Raw genomic sequence first — 18,510 nt, forward strand, 5'->3', positions numbered from 1 at the left:
GTAGGCTCCCGGGGGCCTCCCACCGCCGTTTCGCCGTATTCGGAGCGATTCGTGCCGGTACCCCGGCGGCGGGCGGCCGGGCGGGTGCCGCCGGGCCGGGGAAAAGGGGCAGGGGCCTCCTCGTACGGACGGCCGGGGTGCGGCAGGATGTCCGCCATGACGTCCAGCGTTCGTGACGAAGAGGCCCCGCCCGCACCGGCGTCCGGCCCGCAGGCCAACACCGTGGTGGTGCCGGCGGACGAGGATCCGGTCGCGGCGGCGGGCAGCGAGGTGATCGGCGGCCCGCCCGGACGGCGCGCGCTGCTCGGCGTCTCCTGGTGGATCCCGGCGCGCTTCCTGGCGCTGGTGGTGATCGTGGTCTCGGTGCTGGGCATGGCGCAGAAGCTGCCCTGCTACGACGCCGCCTGGTTCCAGCCCGGTTCGCCGCAGTACGTGCACGCCTGCTACAGCGACATCCCGCACCTGTTCTCCGGGCGCGGCTTCGCGGCCGGCCTGCACCCGTACGTGGACCGGATCCCGGGCACCACCGGTGACCTCCAGTTCCTGGAGTACCCGGTGCTGACCGGACTGTTCATGCAGATCGCGGCCTGGCTGACGCCCGGCGGCGGCGCCCTGCAGGACCAGGAGCGCTGGTTCTGGACGATCAACGCCGGCCTGCTGATGGCCTGCGCGGTGGTCGCCGTGGTCGCGCTCTCCCGCACCCACCGGCGCCGCCCCTGGGACGCGCTGATGTTCGCCCTGGCGCCGACCCTGCTGCTCAACGCCACCGTCAACTGGGACCTGCTGGCCGTCGCGCTGGCCGCCGTCGCGCTGGCCTGGTGGTCCGGCTCGCGGCCGGCCTGGGCCGGGGTGTTCATCGGCCTGGCCACCGCCGCCAAGCTCTACCCGGTGCTGCTGCTCGGGCCGCTGCTGGTGCTCTGCTGGCGGGCCGGCCGGAAGCGGGACCTGCGGGCGCTGCTCGGCGGGGCCGTCGGCGCCTGGCTGCTGGTCAACCTGCCGATCATGATCGCCAACTGGCAGGGCTGGTCGACCTTCTACGTCTTCAGCAAGCACCGCACCGAGGACTACGGCTCGCTCTGGCTGATCCTCATGCAGAGCCGGGGCGTGGGGCTGGCGAACCTCGACACCTTCATCGCCGTCCTGATGCTGCTGAGCTGCGCGGGGATAGCGTGGCTCGGCCTCGCGGCGCCCCGCCGGCCGCGGGTGGCCCAGCTGGCCTTCCTGGTGGTGGCCGCGTTCGTGGTGTTCAACAAGGTCTACTCGCCGCAGTACGTGCTCTGGCTGCTGCCGCTCGCGGTGCTGGCCCGGCCGCGCTGGCGGGACTTCCTGATCTGGCAGGCCTGCGAGGTGCTCTACACCCTGGGCATCTGGTCCCACCTGGGCTTCGTCACCGGGCCCAAGCAGCACGGCATCGGCGAGTCCTGGTACCACTTCGCGATCGTGCTGCACCTGCTCGGCACGCTCTACCTGGTCGGCATGGTGGTCCGGGACATCCTGCTGCCGGACCGCGACCCGGTGCGCTGGGACGGCAGCGACGACCCGTCCGGCGGGGTGCTCGACGGCGCCCCGGACGTCTTCGTGCTCGGCGCCGCCCGCCGGCTGCGCGAGGAGGAGAGCTACGCCGGGTACGCGCCGGCCGGCCCCGAGGCGTGGCTCGACGAGCCGCCCGCCGTGGAACCGGCCGGCGCGGAACCGCTGGTCGCGGACGCGGCCGCCGTGAAGCCGGCGGGCGGGGACGCGGCCCCGGTGGAGCCGGCCGCCGCGGAACCGCCGGTGAAGGACTGACCGGCGCGACCGCCGGGACTCAGCGGTCCACCACGCGGTCGAAGTGCGTGGTGGTGTGCCGCACCTGAAGGCCGAGCTCGTCGCCGACCGCCGGCGGCTCGGCCTCGCCGTCCAGCAGCAGCAGCGAGACCTGCATGTGCGGCGGCTCGGCGAACCAGAGCTGCTTGCCGGCCCAGTGGTACGGCGACTTGGTCTTGTTGACGGTCGCCAGTCCGGCCCGGGCGATGCCCTTGGCGCGCGAGGACATGCCCTGCACGTACTTGGGCGCCTCCAGCCCGATGCCGTGCGCGGTGCCGCCGGCGACCACCAGCAGGTGGCCGTCGGACGGCGCCGGGTGCTGGCGGTAGCCGTAGCGGTCGCCCTTGCGCACCGGGGTGACGTCCAGCACCGTCGCCCGGACCTCCAGCGCGCCGTGGTCGCCCAGCCAGAGCCGGGTGCCGATCCTGGCCCGGAAGACGGTGTCCGGGAAGCGCTGGGCCAGCTGCTCCATGCCCGCCGCGCCGAGGTGGCTGACGAACACGGTGTGCACCGGGATGCCGGCGGCCCGGGCGGTCTCCACCCAGTACGCGACCTCCTCGACCGGGCTGGAGCCGTCCGGCCGGTCCATCGGCAGGTGCAGCGCGAGGCCCTCGAACGAGACGCCCTCCAGCTCGGCGGCGACGGCCGGGAGGTCGGCCGCCGAGACGCCGTGCCGGCGCATGGTGGTCATGCACTCCACCACCACCCGGGCGCCGTGCAGCGCCCGCAGGCCCGGCAGGCTCGCCACCGTCCGGATCACCCGGGCGTGCGGCAGCGGCAGCGCCTCCTCGCCCACCCGGTAGGGGGTGAGCACCAGCAGCTCGCCGCCGTACCACTCGGCCGCGTCGGCGGCCTCGTAGGCGGTGCCCACCGCCAGCACCCCGGTGCCGAGGAGGGTCGCCTCCTCGGCCAGGCGGTGGTTGCCCAATCCGTAGCCGTTGCCCTTCGCCACCGGCACCAGGCCGGGGAACTCGGCCAGGACGGAGCGCTGGTGGGTGCGCCAGCGTTCGGTGTCGAGGTAGAGCGACAGCGTCATCGGGTCATCTCCCAGGGGGTGTTGGGCACGGCTGCTCGGTGGCTCGGAGCGGGCTGCTCAGCGGCGCGACATGTAGAGGTCGAGGGCCTTGTGCAGCAGCTTGTTGAGCGGGAAGTCCCACTCGCCGAGGTACTCGGCGGCCTGGCCGCCGGTGCCGACCTTGAACTGGATCAGGCCGAACAGGTGGTCGTTCTCGTCCAGGGTGTCGGAGATGCCGCGCAGGTCGTACACCCCGCCGCCCAGGGCGTAGGAGTCGCGCATCATCCGCCACTGGATCGCGTTCGACGGCTTGACCTCGCGCTTGTGGTTGGCCGAGGCGCCGTAGGAGTACCAGACGTGCTCGCCGACGACCAGCATCGTGGTCGCGGCCAGCGGCTCGCCCTCGTGGTAGGCGATGTACAGCCGCATCCGGTTCGGGTCCTCGGCGGTGAGGGCCTTCCACATGCGCTGGAAGTAGGCCAGCGGGCGCGGGGTGAACTTGTCGCGCTCGGCGGTCACCAGGTAGAGCTGGTGGAAGACCGGCAGCTCGTCGTAGCCGCCCTGGACGACCTCGACGCCGCTCTTCTCGGCCTTCTTGATGTTGCGGCGCCAGAGCTGGTTGAAGCCCTTCTGGATGTCGTCCAGCGAGCGGTTGGCCAGCGGCACCTGGAAGACGTAGCGCGGCTGGACGTCGCCGAAGCCGGCGCCGCCGTCCTCGCCCTGCAGCCAGCCGGCCTTGCGCAGCCGGTCGGCCACCTCGAAGGCGCGCGGCTCGTACCAGTCGGCCTCGACGTCGCGCAGGCGCTTGGCCTGCTTGGCGGCGATGGCCTCCTTGATGGTCGGGGCGTTCCAGCGGCGGATGACCACCGGCGGGCCCATCTTCACCGAGAAGGCGCCCTGGGACTTCAGGTGCGCCAGCATCGGCTGCAGCCAGCGGTCGAGGTCGCGGTCGAACCAGTCGATGACCGGGCCCTCGGGCAGGTAGGCGAGGTAGCGCTTGAGCTTGGGCAGCTGCCGGTAGAGCACCAGGCCGGCGCCGACGAGCTGGTTGGCCTCGTCGAACCAGCCGATCGACTCCGAGCGCCACTCGGCCTTCACATCGCCCCAGGACGGCACCTGCATGTGGCTCGCCGAGGCGCGGCTCCTGATGAAGGCGAGGTGCTCCTCGCGGGTGATCGTCCTCAGGCGCAGGCTCATGCTCGGTGCTCCTCGTCGGTCGGGCTGCGGTGGGCCCCGTCTTCTCGGGGTGACCCTATCGTCCGGGGTCCCGTCGGCCGCGGGCACGGCGGCGCCCCCGCCGCGTACCCGTCCGTCTGAAGACAAGTACGCCACGGGGGCGCCCGGGGTTCCTCGGGGGAGCGGGACTAACCCCACAGACCGCCGCGTGCGATGCCGAGGTAGAAGCCGATCGCCGAGGCGCCGAGTGTGATCATCAGCACGAAGCGCTCGGCCGTGGTGACGGAGACGTACATCCCCAGCAGACCGGTGACGATCCCGAACAGGCCGGTCCACGAGGTCAGCAGGTGCAGGTTGTGGAAGAACGACGTGATGAAGGAGATCGCGCCCAGCACGGCGGTGAGGCCGACCAGGGTGTTCTCCCGCGGGTGCGGGTGTCCGTCGGTGTTCAGGGTCAGGGCGGGCATGCGGTGGACGGTCTGGGCCATGAGTCCCACCTCCTGCGTGGAGACGAACGGGCGGGAAACCCGTTCCGTCCAGATTGCGGCGGTTGGGCGGGTCTCACAACCCCTATGCGTTTTGTTCGTCCGTCCGGGTGCGGGTAGGGTGTGTCGTCTGCACTGGTGTAGTTGTGCCCTCCTCTGCCCTCTTCCGGGTGAACGAGGAGGCACTGTCGGACCCGGCCGCTACGGTGGCCGTGTCGTCACTGCTCCGGTGCCGACGCTGCACAACCCTCCTGCCACGGAGAGACCGTGGCCGCTGAGTCCAAAGGAGGTGGGTTACTCATGCGTCACTACGAGGTGATGGTGATCCTCGACCCCTCGGTCGAGGAGCGCGCCGTTTCCCCCCTGATCGAGAGCTTCATGGCTGTCGTCCGCAACGCGGGTGGCAAGGTCGAGAAGATCGACACCTGGGGTCGCCGCCGTCTGGCCTACGAGATCAACAAGCAGTCCGAGGGCATCTACTCGGTCATCGACCTCCAGGCCACGCCTGAGGTCGTCAAGGAGCTCGACCGCCAGCTGGGCCTGAGCGAGTCGGTTCTGCGGACCAAGGTCCTGCGCCCGGACACCCACTGAGCCACCTCTGAGGCCTTCGGGTCTCGGGTAGCTCGCGACCGCTGTTTCACGTGAAACAGCGGTGAACGGACATCTTCCCGAGAGGTCATCACCACCATGGCAGGCGAGACCGTCATCACCCTCGTCGGCAATCTCGTCGACGACCCCGAGCTGCGCTTCACCCCGTCGGGTGCGGCGGTCGCGAAGTTCCGCATCGCGTCCACTCCCCGCACCTTCGACCGTCAGACCAACGAGTGGAAGGACGGCGAGAGCCTCTTCCTCACGTGCAACGTCTGGCGGCAGCCCGCGGAGAACGTGGCCGAATCGCTCCAGCGCGGCATGCGCGTCATCGTGCAGGGCCGACTGCGCCAGCGGTCTTACGAGACCAAGGAAGGCGAGAAGCGGACGGTCTTCGAGGTCGAGGTCGACGAGGTCGGTCCGAGCCTGCGCTCGGCGACCGCGAAGGTCACCCGGGCCAACCGGTCCGGCGGCCCCCAGGGCGGCGGCTTCGGCGGCGGCCCGCAGGGCGGCGGCCAGGGCGGTGGCTGGGGCGGCGGCCAGGGCGGTGGCGGCCAGCAGGGCGGCGGCTGGGGTGGAAACTCCGGCGGCCAGTCCGGCCCCTCCGACGACCCCTGGGCGTCCAGCGCTCCCTCTGGTGGCAACCAGGGTGGCGGCGGCTGGGGTGCCCCGTCCGGTGGCGGCTTCTCGGAAGAGCCCCCGTTCTAAGAGCTGACAGATTTCGTGCGGCCTGGCCGCGGGCGTCGCGAGACGCCCGCCCGGCCGTGAACCCCAATGGAGCACACAATGGCGAAGCCGCCTGCTCGCAAGCCGAAGAAGAAGGTTTGCGTCTTCTGCAAGGACAAGGTCAACTACGTTGACTACAAGGACACGAACCTGCTGCGGAAGTTCATCTCCGACCGCGGCAAGATCCGTGCCCGCCGGGTCACCGGCAACTGCACCCAGCACCAGCGTGACGTCGCCACGGCCGTGAAGAACAGCCGTGAGATGGCGCTGCTGCCCTACACCAGCACCGCGCGCTAAGAGAGGGTGACCGAACAATGAAGATCATCCTCACCCACGAGGTGCCGGGCCTGGGCTCGGCCGGCGAGGTCGTCGAGGTCAAGGACGGCTACGCCCGCAACTACCTGGTCCCGCGCGGCTACGCCATCCGCTGGACCAAGGGCGGTCAGAAGGACGTCGACGCCATCCGTCGCGCCCGGAAGATCCACGAGATCCAGACCCTTGAGGCCGCCAACGAGGTCAAGGGCAAGCTGGAGGGCGTCCAGGTCAAGCTGGCCGTTCGTTCCGGCGAGGCCGGCCGTCTGTTCGGCTCGGTGACCCAGGCCGACGTCGTCGAGGCCATCAAGGCCGCCGGCGGCCCGGCGGTCGACAAGCGCGCCGTCGCGATCGCCTCGCCGATCAAGACCGTGGGCACCCACAAGGTCTCGGTCAAGCTGCACTCGGACGTCCAGGCCAACCTGGACGTCGCCGTCGTCGCCGCCTGAGCCACGACCACACGCCGGTAGCGTCAGCTCCGCGGCAGTGGTCCGAGGGCCGGTCCCCCTTCGCGGGGGGACCGGCCCTCGGTCGTTCCCCGGGCCGCCCCGGCGGGGCCGCCCGGCGCCGTCGGCGCGGCTCAGCTCCGCACGGCGCCGGTGACCAGCCACCGGCCGCCCCGGGCCCGCCAGGCCAGGAAGCCGCCGCGGACCAGCATGAAGAGGTTCATCGCCCACCAGAGCCCGGCGAGCCCGGTGCCGCTGGCCGGCACCGCCAGCGCGGCGGGCGCGAAGACCGCCAGCGTGGCGAGCATCGCCCAGGCCAGGAACGGGCCGTCCCCGGCGCCCATCAGCACGCCGTCCAGGACGTAGACCAGGCCGGAGACCGGCTGGCAGAGCGCGAGCAGCAGCAGGACGGTGTTCAGCTGGTGCTGCACCGCCGGGTCCGGGGTGAACAGCGGGACGTACAGCGGCCGGGCGACCACCACCAGCAGGCCCAGCACCACGCCGGAGCCGATGCCCCACTCGATCATCCGGCGGGTGGCGGCCCTGGTGCCCGGGACGTCCCCGGCGCCCAGGTAGCGGCCGATGATGGCCTGGCCGGCGATCGCGATGGCGTCCAGCGCGAAGGCGATGAACAGGAAGACCGTCATGGCGATCTGGTGCGCGGCGATCTCGTCGTCGCCGAGCCCGGCGGCCACCGCGGTGGCGATCATGAGGATGGCGCGCAGGCTCAGGGTGCGGACCATCAGCGGTCCGCCGGCCCGGGCGCTCGCCCGTATCCCGGCCGCGTCCGGCCGCAGCGAGGCCCGTTCCCGGCGGGCGCCGCGGACCACCACGACCACGTAGACGGCGGCCATGCCGGTCTGGGCGATCACCGTGCCCCAGGCCGAGCCGGCCACCCCGAGCCCGGCGCCGTACACCAGGCCGGCGTTCAGCCCGAGGTTGGCGGCGAACCCCGCGACGGCCACGTACAGCGGCGTCCGGGTGTCCTGGAGGCCGCGCAGCACGCCGGTGGAGGCCATCACCATGAGGATCGCCGGGATGCCCAGCGCGCTGATCCGCAGGTACGTCACGGCGTACGGGGCGGCCGTCGGGGAGGCGCCGAGCGCGTCGGCCACCTGCGGGGCGAGCAGCAGGGTCAGCGCGACCACGCCGGCGGAGAGCGCCAGCGCCAGCCAGATGCCGTCGATGCCCTGCTGGATCGCGGCCCGGCGGTCCCCGGCGCCGATCCGGCGGGCGACCGCGGCGGTGGTGGCGTAGGCCAGGAAGACGAAGACCCCGGTGGCGGTGGTGAGCGCGGCCGAGGCCACGCCGACGCCGGCCAGCTGGGCGGTGCCGAGGTGGCCGACGATCGCCGAGTCGGCCATCAGGAAGAGCGGCTCGGCGACCAGGGCGCCGAAGGCGGGGACGGCGAGGGCGAGGATCTCCCGGTCATGCCGGCGGCGGTCGGTGGTGAGGGTCATGGGAACCAGGCTACTCATCCACAGGTAAGTGACGCCATGCGCTTGTGTCACTTACTCGTACGAGCGAACGAGTGGGCCGTCCGTGTGTGTGTCCACCGCCACCCGACTCCGTGTGAAGAATTTCTCATGCACAGGCCCGGGACGGGGGAAGCGCAGGTCAGCGGGTTGACGGTGGATCGATGGTCTGGTTATCCACAGGGCTTTCCACAGGGGCGTCCACAGGTTTGCGGCACTTCTCCACAGCAGAGGGCCGCTCGTCCACACCCCCTGTGGATAACCGTCTTGGCTGAAGGCCGTCCGGCGCCTTAGCGTGGGCCCTCCGCCCGACACTCCCATCCGCCCCGGCGTCCGATTTGTCGGAGCGGTGGCGTAGAAAATGCGGTGGCGCGGAGTCGGGTTCCGCACCATCCCAGCCACCGGCAAGACCCGCTCCAACTCGCACCACTCGCTGATCGGGGAACACGCGTGACCGGCCCCCAGTACGACGACCACGACGCCCCGCCGCCGGAGGACGACTGGCAGGGCGGCGACGACCCCTTCCCGGTCGGCGCCTTCGCCGACGCCCCCTTCCCGGACGGTCCCGGCGACCGGCTGCCGGTCTCGCGCGGCCGCGGCGGCCAGGGCCAGGGCGGCGGCTTCCAGAAGGGCGGCAAGGGCGGCCCCGGCGGTTCCGGCGGCTTCCAGCGCGACGGCGGCAAGCGCCGCAAGGGAGGCGAGGACGAGGGCGGCGAGGGCGGCGGCCTGGACGGCTTCGAGCGCGTCCCCCCGCAGGACCTCGCGGCCGAGCAGTCCGTCCTCGGCGGCATGCTGCTCTCCAAGGACGCCATCGCCGACGTGGTCGAGGTGCTCAAGCCGGCCGACTACTACCGGCCCGCCCACGAGCTGGTGCACGGCGCGATTCTCGACCTCTACGCGCGCGGCGAGCCGGCCGACCCGATCACGGTGGCCGGCGAGCTGACCAAGCGCGGCGAGCTCCAGCGGGTCGGCGGCCCCGGCTACCTGCACACCCTGGTCAACTCCGTCCCGACCGCCGCCAACGCCGAGTACTACGCGCAGATCGTGCACGAGCGCGCGGTGCTGCGCCGGCTGGTCGAGGCCGGCACCCGGATCGCCGGCATGGGCTACGCCGCCGAGGGCGACGTCGACGAGATCGTCAACGCCGCCCAGGCGGAGATCTACGCCGTCACCGAGCAGCGCACCAACGAGGACTACGCGCCGCTCGCCGACATCATGGAGGGCGCGCTCGACGAGATCGAGTCGATCGGCTCCCGCAACGGCCAGATGTCCGGCGTCCCGACCGGCTTCGCCGACTTCGACGCGCTCACCAACGGGCTCCACCCCGGCCAGATGATCGTCATCGCGGCCCGGCCCGCGATGGGCAAGTCCACCCTGGCGCTGGACTTCGCCCGGGCCTGCTCGATCCACAACAAGCTGCCGAGCGTGATCTTCTCGCTCGAAATGGGCCGCAACGAGATCGCCATGCGCCTGCTCTCCGCCGAGGCCCGGGTGGCGCTGCACCACATGCGCTCCGGCTCCATGACGGACGACGACTGGACCCGGGTCGCCCGCCGGATGCCGGACGTCAGCGAGGCGCCGCTGTTCATCGACGACTCGCCGAACCTGTCGATGATGGAGATCCGCGCCAAGTGCCGTCGGCTCAAGCAGCGCAACGACATCAAGCTGATCGTCATCGACTACCTCCAGCTGATGCAGTCCGGCGGCTCCCGCCGGGCCGAGAACCGCCAGCAGGAGGTCTCCGACATGTCGCGGAACCTGAAGCTGCTGGCCAAGGAGCTGGAGGTGCCGGTGATCGCGCTCTCCCAGCTGAACCGTGGTCCCGAACAGCGCACCGACAAGCGTCCGATGGTCTCCGACCTGCGTGAGTCCGGCTCGATCGAACAGGACGCCGACATGGTCATCCTGCTGCACCGCGAGGACGCCTACGAGAAGGAGTCGCCCCGCGCGGGCGAGGCCGACCTCATCGTCGCCAAGCACCGTAACGGCCCGACCGCCACCATCACGGTGGCCTTCCAGGGCCACTACTCGCGCTTCGTCGACATGACCCGGGACTAGCCCGCGGCGGGCCCGGGCCGGGGCGGCCGGGCCCGGCGGCGGTCAGAGGGTGACGGTCGCGCGGAAGACGGTGGCGGCGGCGCCGTCCAGGCGGGTCGCCGTCCCGGTGGCGGGCAGGAAGGCGGACTCGCCGCGGGCCAGCTCCAGCACGGCGCCGTCCGCCGCGGTCAGCCGGACGCCGCCGGCGGTGCAGAGCAGGATCTGCGGGGCCTCGCCGCCGACCGTCCGCTCCCGGCCGTCCAGGACGAACCGGGAGAGCCGGAACTCGTCGATCGGCACGGGGTACAGCTCCTCGCCGGGCGTCCCGTCGACCGCGACCGGCCGCAGCGGCTCCGGCGCGCAGGAGGCGAACTCGACCACCCGGAGCAGCTCCGGCACGTCGATGTGCTTGGGGGTGAGCCCGGCCCGCAGCACGTTGTCCGAGTTGGCCTGGAGCTCGACGCAGAGGCCGTGCAGGTACGCGTGCGGGACGCCGGCGCCCAGGTAGAGCGCCTCGCCGGCGCGCAGCCGGACGTGGTTGAGCAGCAGACCCGCGATCAGCCCGACGTCCCCCGGGAAGTCCCGGGCGATCCGGGTGTACGGCGCGTACGGCCCGTCCGGCTCGTCGGCGGCGGCCTTGCCGACCGCCTCGGCGGTGTCCCGGACGGCCGCCGCGGCCTCGGGGCCGGAGAGCGTGAGGGCGGCGGCCAGCGCGCGGCTGAGCGCCTCGGACTCGTCCCCGGCGCCCAGCAGGGCGATCACCGGCTCCAGCGCGGGCACGTCGAGGGCGGCCAGCAGCGCGGCCGCGTCGGCGGGCCGGCGGAAGCCGCAGAGGCCGTCGAAGTCGCCGAGCGCGCAGATGAGTTCGGGCTTGTGGTTGGCGTCCCGGTAGTTCCGGTGCGGGGCGTCCAGCGGGATCCCCAGGGCGTTCTCGGCGGCGTAGCCGGCCCGGGCCTGGTCGAGCGAGGGGTGGGCCTGGATGGAGATCGGGATGCCCGGGGCGAGGACCTTCAGCAGGAACGGCAGGGTGGGGCCGAACCGGGCCACCGAGGCGGCGCCCAGCTCGCCCTGCGGGTCCGCGGCGATCAGCTCGTCCAGCCGGCGCGGACCCTCGCCCCGGTCCGCCCGCGAGGGGTCCCCGGGGTGGGCGCCCATCCACAGCTCGGCCTGCGGTTCGCCGGTCGGCTCCTGCCCGAGCAGCCCGGGGAGCGCGGTGACCGAGCCCCAGGCGTAGGGGCGGACGGTGTTGACGAGCTTGTCCATGGGCGTGGTCCTGCTCCTTGCTGCAGTGGCTGGTGGGCCTCGCCGCCGTCAGGCGGCCGCAGGCGGGGGCGGACGGGTTCGGGCATCCGGGCAAAGGCCGGGCATCGACCCTAGCCGACCCGTACCCCCGCCGGGGAAACGGCGGGCGCCGGCCGGGAGTGCCTCGGCGGGAAGGTCCGTCCGAGGGCTCGGTAGTAGGATGCCAGGACCCAGTGTTTTCCACGGTGTCGTCCGGGCCGGCGGGGTGCCGGCCGGGACTGTGTCTTCCGATGAGTGCGGGCAATGGTGACCGGCACGTCCCGCCACCGGCCGAGAGGTTAGTACGTGACCGTCCAGCAGGGTTTTGCCGATCTCGGCCGGGTGCTGGTGATCATCCCCACCTACAACGAGGCCGAGAACGTCGAGCTCATCGTCGGCCGGGTGCGCGCCGCCGTTCCCGAGGTGCACGTCCTCGTCGCCGACGACAACAGCCCGGACGGAACCGGCGAGCTGGCCGACAAGCTGGCCGCCGAGGACTCCCAGGTGCACGTGATGCACCGCCGGGGCAAGGAGGGGCTCGGCGCCGCCTACCTGGCGGGCTTCCGCTGGGGCATCGACGAGGGCTACGACGTGCTCGTCGAGATGGACGCCGACGGCTCCCACCGCCCCGAGGAACTGCACCGGCTGCTCACCGCGCTGCGCGGCGCCGACCTGGTGCTGGGCTCCCGATGGGTCCCCGGGGGCCGGGTGGTGAACTGGCCGAAGTCCCGGCTGCTGCTCTCGCGCGCCGGCTCGACCTACTCGCGGCTGATGCTGGGCGTGCCGATCCGGGACGTCACCGGCGGCTACCGGGCGTTCCGCAAGGAGACCCTGCTCGGCCTCGGCATGGACCAGGTCGCCTCGGCCGGGTACTGCTTCCAGGTCGACCTGGCCTGGCGGACGGTGAAGGCCGGCTTCAAGGTCGCCGAGGTGCCGATCACCTTCGTCGAGCGGGAGCTGGGCGCGTCCAAGATGAGCAAGAACATCGTCGCCGAGGCGCTCTGGCGGGTCACCTCCTGGGGTGTCACCGACCGCGTCGCCAAGCTGACCGGCCCCAGGGGCTGACCCCGGCGGCGAAGGGTCACCGCCCGGACACGTGATCGGGAAGGCGCGCCCCCGCCGGGCGCGCCTTCCGCGTTTTCCGCGCGCCGTGCTCCCATGCTGTAGGGCGCGAACCGCCCAACCAGAGGGAGCACCCAGTGACGTCGTCCCCGTCCGAGGAGAACGCCGGCGCGGACCCGGTCGACGCGACGCCCGCCGCCGGGGCGCCGGTCCGGCCGCTGGAGGTCGAGGTCTTCACCGGCCCGGAGTCGGCCTTCTTCGCCACCTCCACGCTGGTCCTCGGCGAGCACACGGCAATTCTGGTCGACGCCCAGCTCACCCGCAGTGCCGGCCGCGAGCTGGCCGAGTGGGTGGCGGGCAAGGGCCGCCGACTGCTCGCCATCGTGATCACCCACCAGCACCCCGACCACTACTTCGGCGCCGAGGAGGTGCTGCGGCTCTTCCCCGAGGCGCAGCTGCTGGCCTCGCCGTCGGTCGTGGACGGCATCCTGCGCACCGCCGCCGCGAAGGTCGCCCAGTGGAAGCCGGTGTTCGGCGACGACATCCCGGACCACCCGCTGGTCCCGGCGCCGCTGCTGCCCCAGCCGCTGATGATCGACCGGCAGGTGATCCCGGTCCTGCTGCTCGGGCAGGGCGACTGCGGCGGCTCCACGGTGGTGCACGTGCCGAGCGTCCGTACCGTGGTGGCGGGCGACTTCGCGTACAACGGCACCCACGTCTGGACCGCCGACACCACGCCGGAGCAGCGCACCGAGTGGGTCCGCAACCTGGGGCGGATCGCCGAGCTCGGCGCGGAGCGGGTGATCGCCGGGCACCGGGCTCCCGACCAGGGCGACGACGCGGAGCGGGTGCTGGCGTTCACCGGGGAGTACCTCCAGGACTTCGACCGGCTGCTGGCCGCGCACCCGCACGACGCGGAGGCGCTGGTGGCGGCGGTGAACGAGCGGTACGGGGAGCTGACCCTGCCGGCGCTGCTGGAGCTGAGCGCCGCGGCCAACACCGCCGTTGCCGCCACCGCCGACACCGCCGACGAGGCGGACGAGGCGGACGAGGCGGACGAGGCGGACGAGGCGGACGGGCCCGGGGAGCCGGAGGAGCACGAGGAGCCGGACGCGACCGACGGGCCGGACGCGACCGACGGGCCGGACGCCGACGGCGGGCCCGGGGCCGGCCGGGACACCGCCTGAGCCCTCCGGCGGATACTGGCGGCATGACGCCGTACGACGTGATCGTCCCGGCCGGGGGCGCCGCCCGGAGGCTCGGCGGGGCCGACAAGCCCGCCCTGACCGTCGGCGCGGCCACCCTGCTGGACCGGGTGCTCGCCGCCTGCACGGACGCCCGGACCACCGTGGTCGTCGGCCCGGTCCGGCCCACCACCCGCCCCGGGGTCCGGTGGACCCGCGAGCACCCGCCCGGCGGCGGCCCGGTCGCCGCCGTCGCCGCCGGTCTCGCCGAGGTGACCGCCGACCTGGTGCTGCTGTTCGCCGCCGACCTGCCCTTCCTGGACCGGCGGACCGTGGAACGGCTGGTCACCGCGATCGACGCGGCCGGTCCGGACACCGCGGCGGCCGTCCTGGTCGACGCCGCCGGGCGCGACCAGCCACTCGCCGCCGCTTACCGCACCGCCGCCCTGCGCGCCGCCCTGGCCGCCGCCGGCGATCCCGCCGGGCTCCCGCTGCGCCGGCTGACCGGCGCCCTGCCCACCCTGCGGCTGGCCGACACCGACGACGTCACCTACGACTGCGACACCTGGGAGGCCCTGGAACAGGCCCGCGGACGCGACGGCGCCGGCGGCTGAGCGCCCCGCCGCAGCGGCCGGCCCGCCGGGCCGGCGCCGGGACGTGAGCGAAACGACGCGCGCCGCTCACCGGACAAACATCCCGGGGAAACCGCCGATCGGGCAGCATGTTCGCATGGAGCGCACGCTGGATGACTGGATCGCCGAGGTCCGTGCCGAGCTGGACATCGACCTGGACGTCGACGTCCGCGGCCTGCTCGACCTGGCCCGGGTGGTCGCCCACGGGGTGGACCGGCCCGCCGCCCCGCTGACCGCCTTCCTGATCGGCTACGCGGCCGCCCGCCGCGGCGGCGGCCCGGAGGCGGTCGCCGAGGCGTCCCGGCGCACCGCCGCGCTCGCCGAGCGCTGGGCGGCGGCCCGGGCCGACGACCCGGGGCAGCCGTGAGCGTGATGGAGGAACGCGCCGCCCCCGCCCCGGTCCGCCCGGTCCGCTGGGCGGCGGCCCGGGAGACCGCCCGCCGGGCCGGCCGCACCGCGCTGCCGCCGCTCAGCCTGCCGCTGGACGGTGCGCTCGGCCGCACCCTCGCCGAGCCGCTCACCGCGCTCACCGACCTGCCGGCCTTCGACACCGCGGCGATGGACGGCTGGGCCGTCGCCGGTCCCGGCCCCTGGCGGGTGACCGGCCGGCTGCTCGCCGGACGCCCCGCCGACGGCCCGCTGGCCGACGGCGCCGCCGTCGAGATCGCCACCGGTGCCCAACTGCCGCCCGGCGCGACCGCCGTGCTCCGCCGCGAGCACGGCGAGCCGGGCGGGGCGCTGCTGTCCGAGCGCACCCCCGGTGCGCTGACCACCGGCCAGGACGTCCGGCCGCGCGGCCAGGAGTGCCGGCGCGGCGAGGTGCTGCTGCCGGCCGGCACCGCGGTCGGCCCGGCGGTGCTCGGCCTGGCCGCCGCCTGCGGCCACGACCGGCTGGCGGTCCGCCGCGCCCCGGTGGTGGAGCTGCTGGTGCTCGGCGACGAACTGCTCGGCTCCGGCCTGCCCCGGCCCGGCCTGGTCCGCGACGCGCTCGGCCCGCTGCTGCCGCCCTGGCTGCGCGCGGCCGGCGCCGAGACCGGCGGACCGCGCGCCGTCCGGGACGACTTCGGCCTGCTCCGGGACGCCCTGCGGCACTCCACCGCCGATGTGGTCGTCACCACCGGCGGGACGGCCGCCGGCCCGGTGGACTTCCTGCACCGGGCGCTCGCCGGCTCCGGCGCCCGGCTGCTGGTGGACGGGGTCGCCGTCCGCCCCGGCCACCCGATGCTGCTGGCCGAACTCCCCGGTGGGCGGCACCTGGTGGGGCTGCCCGGCAACCCGCTGGCCGCGGTGGCCGGCATGGTGACGCTCGCCCTGCCGCTGCTGCGCGCGCTGGCCGGCCGGGGCGCCGGCGAGCCGGTCCTGGCCACGGCCGACCAGCCGCTGCCCGGCCACCCGGCGGACACCCGGCTGCTGCCGGTCCGCCGGACTGCCCGCGGGGTGGTCCACCTTCCCTACGACGGCCCGGCGATGCTCCGCGGCCTGGCCCGGGCCGAGGCGCTCGCGGTGGTCCCGCCGGGCGGCGCGGCGGCGGGCGACGAGATCGAACTGCTGGAGGCCCCGTGAGTGTCCGACGTGTCCGCGAGCGGCTGGCCGGGCCGTCCGCTCCCGGCACCGAGCCCTGGGCCGACTCCGGCATCGTGCTGCCCGCCCGGCGCACCGCCCCGGCGGTGCGGCAGGTCGGCTCCCGGCTGCTGCTGGCGCTGGGCGTCCTGCTCGCCACCACCGTGATCGTCTGGCTGGACCGGGACGGCTACAACGACAACGCCGGCGGGGGCCTGAGCTTCCTGGACTCGGCGTACTACGCCACCGTGACGCTCTCCACCACCGGGTACGGCGACATCACCCCGTTCAGCGACAGCGCCCGGCTCACCAACATCTTCGTGGTCACCCCGCTGCGGGTGATCTTCCTGATCATCCTGGTCGGCACCACCCTCGAAGTGCTCACCGAACGCACCCGTCAGCAGTGGCGGTTGAACCGCTGGAGGTCCACCGTGCGCGAGCACACCGTCGTGATCGGCTTCGGCACCAAGGGCCGCAGCGCCATCGACACCCTGCTCGGGCAGGGGGTGCGCAAGGACGAGATCGTGGTGGTCGACCCGCAGCGCAAGGCGGTCGACCAGGCCGCCCAGCAGGGCCTGGTGGGCGTGGTCGGCGACGCCACCCGCACCGACACCCTGCTGCGCGCCGGACTGCCCACCGCCGCCCGGGTGGTGGTCGCGCCGGAGCGGGACGACACCGCCGCGCTGATCACCCTGACCGCCCGCCAGCTGACCCGCGCGGCGACCATCGTCGCGGCGGTGCGGGAGGACGAGAACGCCCCGCTGCTGCGGCAGAGCGGCGCCGACGTGGTGGTCACCAGCTCCAGTTCGGCGGGCCGGCTGCTCGGCATGTCGATGCTCAGCCCGCACGCCGGCGCGGTGATGGAGGACCTGCTCACCTACGGCAACGGCCTGGACGTGGTCGAGCGCCCGGTCACCCGGGCCGAGGCCGGGCACGACCCGCGCGAGCTCGACGACCTGGTGGTGGCGGTGGTACGCGGCCGGCGGGTGATCAACTACACCGAGGCGGAGGCGCGCACGCTGCAGCTGACCGACCGGGTGATCGTCATCAAGTCGGCCGAGGGGGCGTAGGGTCGGCACCATGACCGGTCAACCGCAGCTCCCGTTCGGTACGTTCGACTTCGCCGCCCCCGCGCTGGAGGTGGCCGACCGGCTGGTCGCCCCGGTGGCCGACGCGCTGAAGAACTGGGACGACCGGGAGGCCGCCCGCTCCGTGCTGTACGTCGAGACCGATCCGGAGAAGGCCGACACCGCGGTCTTCTGCGAGACCTACGGCGTGCCGCTGGAGGCCTCGGCGAACTGCGTGGTGGTCGCCGCCAAGCGCGGCGGGGAGACCACCCTGGCCGCCTGCCTGGCGCTGGCGACCACCCGGGTCGACGTCAACCGCACGGTCCGCAAGCACCTGGAGGCCCGCAAGGCCTCGTTCGCGCCGATGGACACCGCCGTCGAGGCGACCGGCATGGAGTACGGCGGCATCACCCCGGTCGGGCTGCCGGCCGGCTGGCCGCTGCTGGTCGACGCCGCCGTGGCGGCGGCCCCGTTCGTGCTGGTCGGCAGCGGGCGGCGGCGGGGCAAGCTGATCCTCCCGGGCCGGGTGGCGGCCGCGCTGCCCGGCGCCGTGCTGCTCCCCGACCTGGCCGGCTGACGGCGCGGGTCGCCCGCCCGCCGGGGTGCCGGCGCGCAGTAGCGTCGGGCCATGCATGCGATGACGATTCCTGAACCCGGTGGTCCCGAGGCACTGGTCTGGGCCGAGGTGCCCGACCCGGTGCCCGGGGAGGGCGAGGTCCTGGTCGAGGTGGCGGCCACCGCGGTCAACCGCGCCGACCTGCTCCAGCGGCAGGGCCTCTACGACCCGCCGCCCGGCAGCCCGCGCCACCCCGGCCTGGAGTGCGCGGGCCGGATCGCCGCGCTGGGCCCCGGGGTGTCCGGCTGGGCGGTCGGCGACGAGGTCTGCGCGCTGCTGGTCGGCGGCGGCTACGCGGAGCGGGTGGCGGTGCCGGTCGGCCAACTGCTGCCGGTGCCGCCGGGGCTGAGCCCGGAGCAGGCCGCCGCGCTGCCGGAGGTGGTCTGCACGGTCTGGTCCAACGTCTTCCTCACCGCGCACCTGCGGCCGGGCGAGACGGTGCTGGTGCACGGCGGCGCCAGCGGCATCGGGACGATGGCGATCCAGCTGGCCAAGGCGGTCGGCGCCCGGGTGGTGGTGACGGCGGGCGGCCCGGAGAAGCTGGCCCGCTGCGCGGAGCTGGGCGCCGACGTGCTGATCGACTACCGCACGCAGGACTTCGTCGAGGTGCTCCGGGAGGCCACCGGCGGCGCCGGGGCGGACGTGATCCTGGACATCATGGGCGCCAAGTACCTGCAGCGGAACGTGGACGCGCTGGCCGTCAACGGGCGGCTGGTGATCATCGGGCTGCAGGGCGGGGTGACCGGCGAGCTGAACCTCGGCACCCTGCTGCGCAAGCGCGGCGCGGTGATCGCGACCAATCTGCGCGGGCGGCCGCTGGCGGAGAAGGCGGCGATCGTGGCGGCGGTGCGCGAGCACGTCTGGCCGCTGGTCGCCTCCGGGGTGGTGAAGCCGGTGGTCGACCGGGTGCTGCCGCTGACCGAGGCCGCCGAGGCGCACCGGGTGCTGGAGGCCGGTGCGCAGGTCGGCAAGGTGGTGCTGCGGGCCTGATCCCGGTGGTGGGCGGCGGGACGCCGGACCCCCGGGGCCCGCGTTCCGCCGGTCC

18 protein-coding genes and 1 pseudogene are annotated in these 18,510 nt (G+C 73.8%); 14 read left to right on the top strand and 5 right to left on the bottom strand.

Annotation, left to right across the window (positions count from 1 at the left end; all coding sequences use genetic code 11):
* The first annotated feature begins 156 nt into the window (after nucleotides 1–156).
* Nucleotides 157–1,785, top strand: coding sequence for a glycosyltransferase family 87 protein (locus ACFXAM_RS24595; protein ID WP_380294402.1), 1,629 nt, complete (start codon nucleotides 157–159; stop codon nucleotides 1,783–1,785).
* A 19-nt stretch (nucleotides 1,786–1,804) separates the two neighbouring features.
* Here the strand turns inward: ACFXAM_RS24595 and ACFXAM_RS24600 are convergent, their stop codons facing one another.
* The 3 genes from ACFXAM_RS24600 to ACFXAM_RS24610 all read right to left on the bottom strand — a co-directional run bounded on the left by ACFXAM_RS24600 (nucleotide 1,805) and on the right by ACFXAM_RS24610 (nucleotide 4,482).
* Nucleotides 1,805–2,839: an alanine racemase gene (locus tag ACFXAM_RS24600; protein WP_380294403.1), complete on the bottom strand. Its 1,035-nt coding sequence runs from the start codon at nucleotides 2,837–2,839 to the stop codon at nucleotides 1,805–1,807.
* Nucleotides 2,840–2,896: 57 nt separating this feature from the next.
* Nucleotides 2,897–4,015 carry a peptidoglycan bridge formation glycyltransferase FemA/FemB family protein gene (locus ACFXAM_RS24605; protein WP_344329973.1) on the bottom strand — a complete coding sequence of 373 codons (1,119 nt, stop codon included), beginning with the start codon at nucleotides 4,013–4,015 and terminating at the stop codon, nucleotides 2,897–2,899.
* A gap of 167 nt (nucleotides 4,016–4,182) precedes the next feature.
* Nucleotides 4,183–4,482, bottom strand: a complete 300-nt coding sequence (locus tag ACFXAM_RS24610; protein ID WP_350543136.1) for a hypothetical protein — start codon at nucleotides 4,480–4,482, stop codon at nucleotides 4,183–4,185.
* Nucleotides 4,483–4,779: 297 nt separating this feature from the next.
* Here ACFXAM_RS24610 and rpsF point away from each other — a divergent pair, with 297 nt between their 5' ends.
* From rpsF to rplI, 4 genes are all read left to right on the top strand, one after another.
* Nucleotides 4,780–5,070, top strand: coding sequence for a 30S ribosomal protein S6 (gene rpsF, locus ACFXAM_RS24615; protein WP_350570360.1), 291 nt, complete (start codon nucleotides 4,780–4,782; stop codon nucleotides 5,068–5,070).
* A gap of 96 nt (nucleotides 5,071–5,166) precedes the next feature.
* Nucleotides 5,167–5,775: a single-stranded DNA-binding protein gene (locus ACFXAM_RS24620; protein WP_380294404.1), complete on the top strand. Its 609-nt coding sequence runs from the start codon at nucleotides 5,167–5,169 to the stop codon at nucleotides 5,773–5,775.
* Between the two features lie 78 nt (nucleotides 5,776–5,853).
* A complete protein-coding gene (gene rpsR, locus ACFXAM_RS24625; protein WP_030304537.1) occupies nucleotides 5,854–6,090 on the top strand; it encodes a 30S ribosomal protein S18 in 237 nt (78 codons plus the stop codon).
* Between the two features lie 17 nt (nucleotides 6,091–6,107).
* A complete protein-coding gene (rplI, locus tag ACFXAM_RS24630; RefSeq protein WP_380294405.1) occupies nucleotides 6,108–6,554 on the top strand; it encodes a 50S ribosomal protein L9 in 447 nt (148 codons plus the stop codon).
* A 131-nt stretch (nucleotides 6,555–6,685) separates the two neighbouring features.
* On the opposite strand, the gene ACFXAM_RS24635 is transcribed toward rplI, so the two are convergent.
* A complete protein-coding gene (locus tag ACFXAM_RS24635; RefSeq protein WP_380294406.1) occupies nucleotides 6,686–8,011 on the bottom strand; it encodes an MATE family efflux transporter in 1,326 nt (441 codons plus the stop codon).
* A gap of 591 nt (nucleotides 8,012–8,602) precedes the next feature.
* On the opposite strand from ACFXAM_RS24635, the gene dnaB reads away from it, so the two are divergent.
* Entirely contained in the window at nucleotides 8,603–10,084 is a 1,482-nt protein-coding gene (gene dnaB, locus ACFXAM_RS24640) for a replicative DNA helicase (RefSeq protein ID WP_380294421.1), read from the top strand.
* A gap of 42 nt (nucleotides 10,085–10,126) precedes the next feature.
* Here dnaB and manA read toward each other — a convergent pair whose 3' ends face one another.
* The gene (gene manA, locus ACFXAM_RS24645) at nucleotides 10,127–11,326 is read right to left on the bottom strand and encodes a mannose-6-phosphate isomerase, class I (protein ID WP_380294407.1); all 1,200 of its coding nucleotides are present in this window, start codon (nucleotides 11,324–11,326) and stop codon (nucleotides 10,127–10,129) included.
* Between the two features lie 324 nt (nucleotides 11,327–11,650).
* Here manA and ACFXAM_RS24650 point away from each other — a divergent pair, with 324 nt between their 5' ends.
* The 8 genes and pseudogenes from ACFXAM_RS24650 (at nucleotide 11,651) to ACFXAM_RS24685 (ending at nucleotide 18,455) form a co-directional block, all read left to right on the top strand.
* Nucleotides 11,651–12,409: a polyprenol monophosphomannose synthase gene (locus ACFXAM_RS24650; protein WP_380294408.1), complete on the top strand. Its 759-nt coding sequence runs from the start codon at nucleotides 11,651–11,653 to the stop codon at nucleotides 12,407–12,409.
* A gap of 134 nt (nucleotides 12,410–12,543) precedes the next feature.
* Nucleotides 12,544–13,593, top strand: coding sequence for an MBL fold metallo-hydrolase (locus tag ACFXAM_RS24655; RefSeq protein ID WP_380294409.1), 1,050 nt, complete (start codon nucleotides 12,544–12,546; stop codon nucleotides 13,591–13,593).
* A 23-nt stretch (nucleotides 13,594–13,616) separates the two neighbouring features.
* The gene (locus tag ACFXAM_RS24660; RefSeq protein ID WP_380294410.1) at nucleotides 13,617–14,204 is read left to right on the top strand and encodes a molybdenum cofactor guanylyltransferase; all 588 of its coding nucleotides are present in this window, start codon (nucleotides 13,617–13,619) and stop codon (nucleotides 14,202–14,204) included.
* Between the two features lie 127 nt (nucleotides 14,205–14,331).
* Nucleotides 14,332–14,589: pseudogene (locus ACFXAM_RS24665) on the top strand (DUF6457 domain-containing protein); the annotation flags it as partial.
* 5 nt (nucleotides 14,590–14,594) lie between these two features.
* Nucleotides 14,595–15,785 carry a molybdopterin molybdotransferase MoeA gene (locus ACFXAM_RS24670; RefSeq protein WP_380294422.1) on the top strand — a complete coding sequence of 397 codons (1,191 nt, stop codon included), beginning with the start codon at nucleotides 14,595–14,597 and terminating at the stop codon, nucleotides 15,783–15,785.
* A gap of 23 nt (nucleotides 15,786–15,808) precedes the next feature.
* Nucleotides 15,809–16,852: a potassium channel family protein gene (locus ACFXAM_RS24675; protein ID WP_380294423.1), complete on the top strand. Its 1,044-nt coding sequence runs from the start codon at nucleotides 15,809–15,811 to the stop codon at nucleotides 16,850–16,852.
* 10 nt (nucleotides 16,853–16,862) lie between these two features.
* Nucleotides 16,863–17,426, top strand: coding sequence for a YbaK/EbsC family protein (locus ACFXAM_RS24680; protein ID WP_380294411.1), 564 nt, complete (start codon nucleotides 16,863–16,865; stop codon nucleotides 17,424–17,426).
* 51 nt (nucleotides 17,427–17,477) lie between these two features.
* Complete coding sequence (locus ACFXAM_RS24685; protein ID WP_380294412.1) at nucleotides 17,478–18,455, top strand: NAD(P)H-quinone oxidoreductase; 978 nt, start codon at nucleotides 17,478–17,480, stop codon at nucleotides 18,453–18,455.
* The last annotated feature ends 55 nt before the right edge of the window (nucleotides 18,456–18,510 follow it).

It is taken from the genome of Kitasatospora sp. NPDC059462, from assembly GCF_042749955.1.
Taxonomy (GTDB): domain Bacteria; phylum Actinomycetota; class Actinomycetes; order Streptomycetales; family Streptomycetaceae; genus Kitasatospora.

What these genes read in the sequence shown, in the direction of transcription:
- ACFXAM_RS24660 (WP_380294410.1), top strand. Translation starts at nt 13,617, where the DNA reads ATGACGCCGTACGACGTGATCGTCCCGGCCGGGGGCGCCGCCCGGAGG.
- ACFXAM_RS24595 (WP_380294402.1), top strand. Translation starts at nt 157, where the DNA reads ATGACGTCCAGCGTTCGTGACGAAGAGGCCCCGCCCGCACCGGCGTCC.
- ACFXAM_RS24635 (WP_380294406.1), bottom strand. Translation starts at nt 8,011, where the DNA reads ATGACCCTCACCACCGACCGCCGCCGGCATGACCGGGAGATCCTCGCC.
- ACFXAM_RS24670 (WP_380294422.1), top strand. Translation starts at nt 14,595, where the DNA reads ATGGAGGAACGCGCCGCCCCCGCCCCGGTCCGCCCGGTCCGCTGGGCG.
- ACFXAM_RS24610 (WP_350543136.1), bottom strand. Translation starts at nt 4,482, where the DNA reads ATGGCCCAGACCGTCCACCGCATGCCCGCCCTGACCCTGAACACCGAC.
- rpsR (WP_030304537.1), top strand. Translation starts at nt 5,854, where the DNA reads ATGGCGAAGCCGCCTGCTCGCAAGCCGAAGAAGAAGGTTTGCGTCTTC.
- ACFXAM_RS24680 (WP_380294411.1), top strand. Translation starts at nt 16,863, where the DNA reads ATGACCGGTCAACCGCAGCTCCCGTTCGGTACGTTCGACTTCGCCGCC.
- manA (WP_380294407.1), bottom strand. Translation starts at nt 11,326, where the DNA reads ATGGACAAGCTCGTCAACACCGTCCGCCCCTACGCCTGGGGCTCGGTC.
- ACFXAM_RS24685 (WP_380294412.1), top strand. Translation starts at nt 17,478, where the DNA reads ATGCATGCGATGACGATTCCTGAACCCGGTGGTCCCGAGGCACTGGTC.
- rplI (WP_380294405.1), top strand. Translation starts at nt 6,108, where the DNA reads ATGAAGATCATCCTCACCCACGAGGTGCCGGGCCTGGGCTCGGCCGGC.
- ACFXAM_RS24605 (WP_344329973.1), bottom strand. Translation starts at nt 4,015, where the DNA reads ATGAGCCTGCGCCTGAGGACGATCACCCGCGAGGAGCACCTCGCCTTC.
- ACFXAM_RS24620 (WP_380294404.1), top strand. Translation starts at nt 5,167, where the DNA reads ATGGCAGGCGAGACCGTCATCACCCTCGTCGGCAATCTCGTCGACGAC.
- ACFXAM_RS24600 (WP_380294403.1), bottom strand. Translation starts at nt 2,839, where the DNA reads ATGACGCTGTCGCTCTACCTCGACACCGAACGCTGGCGCACCCACCAG.
- rpsF (WP_350570360.1), top strand. Translation starts at nt 4,780, where the DNA reads ATGCGTCACTACGAGGTGATGGTGATCCTCGACCCCTCGGTCGAGGAG.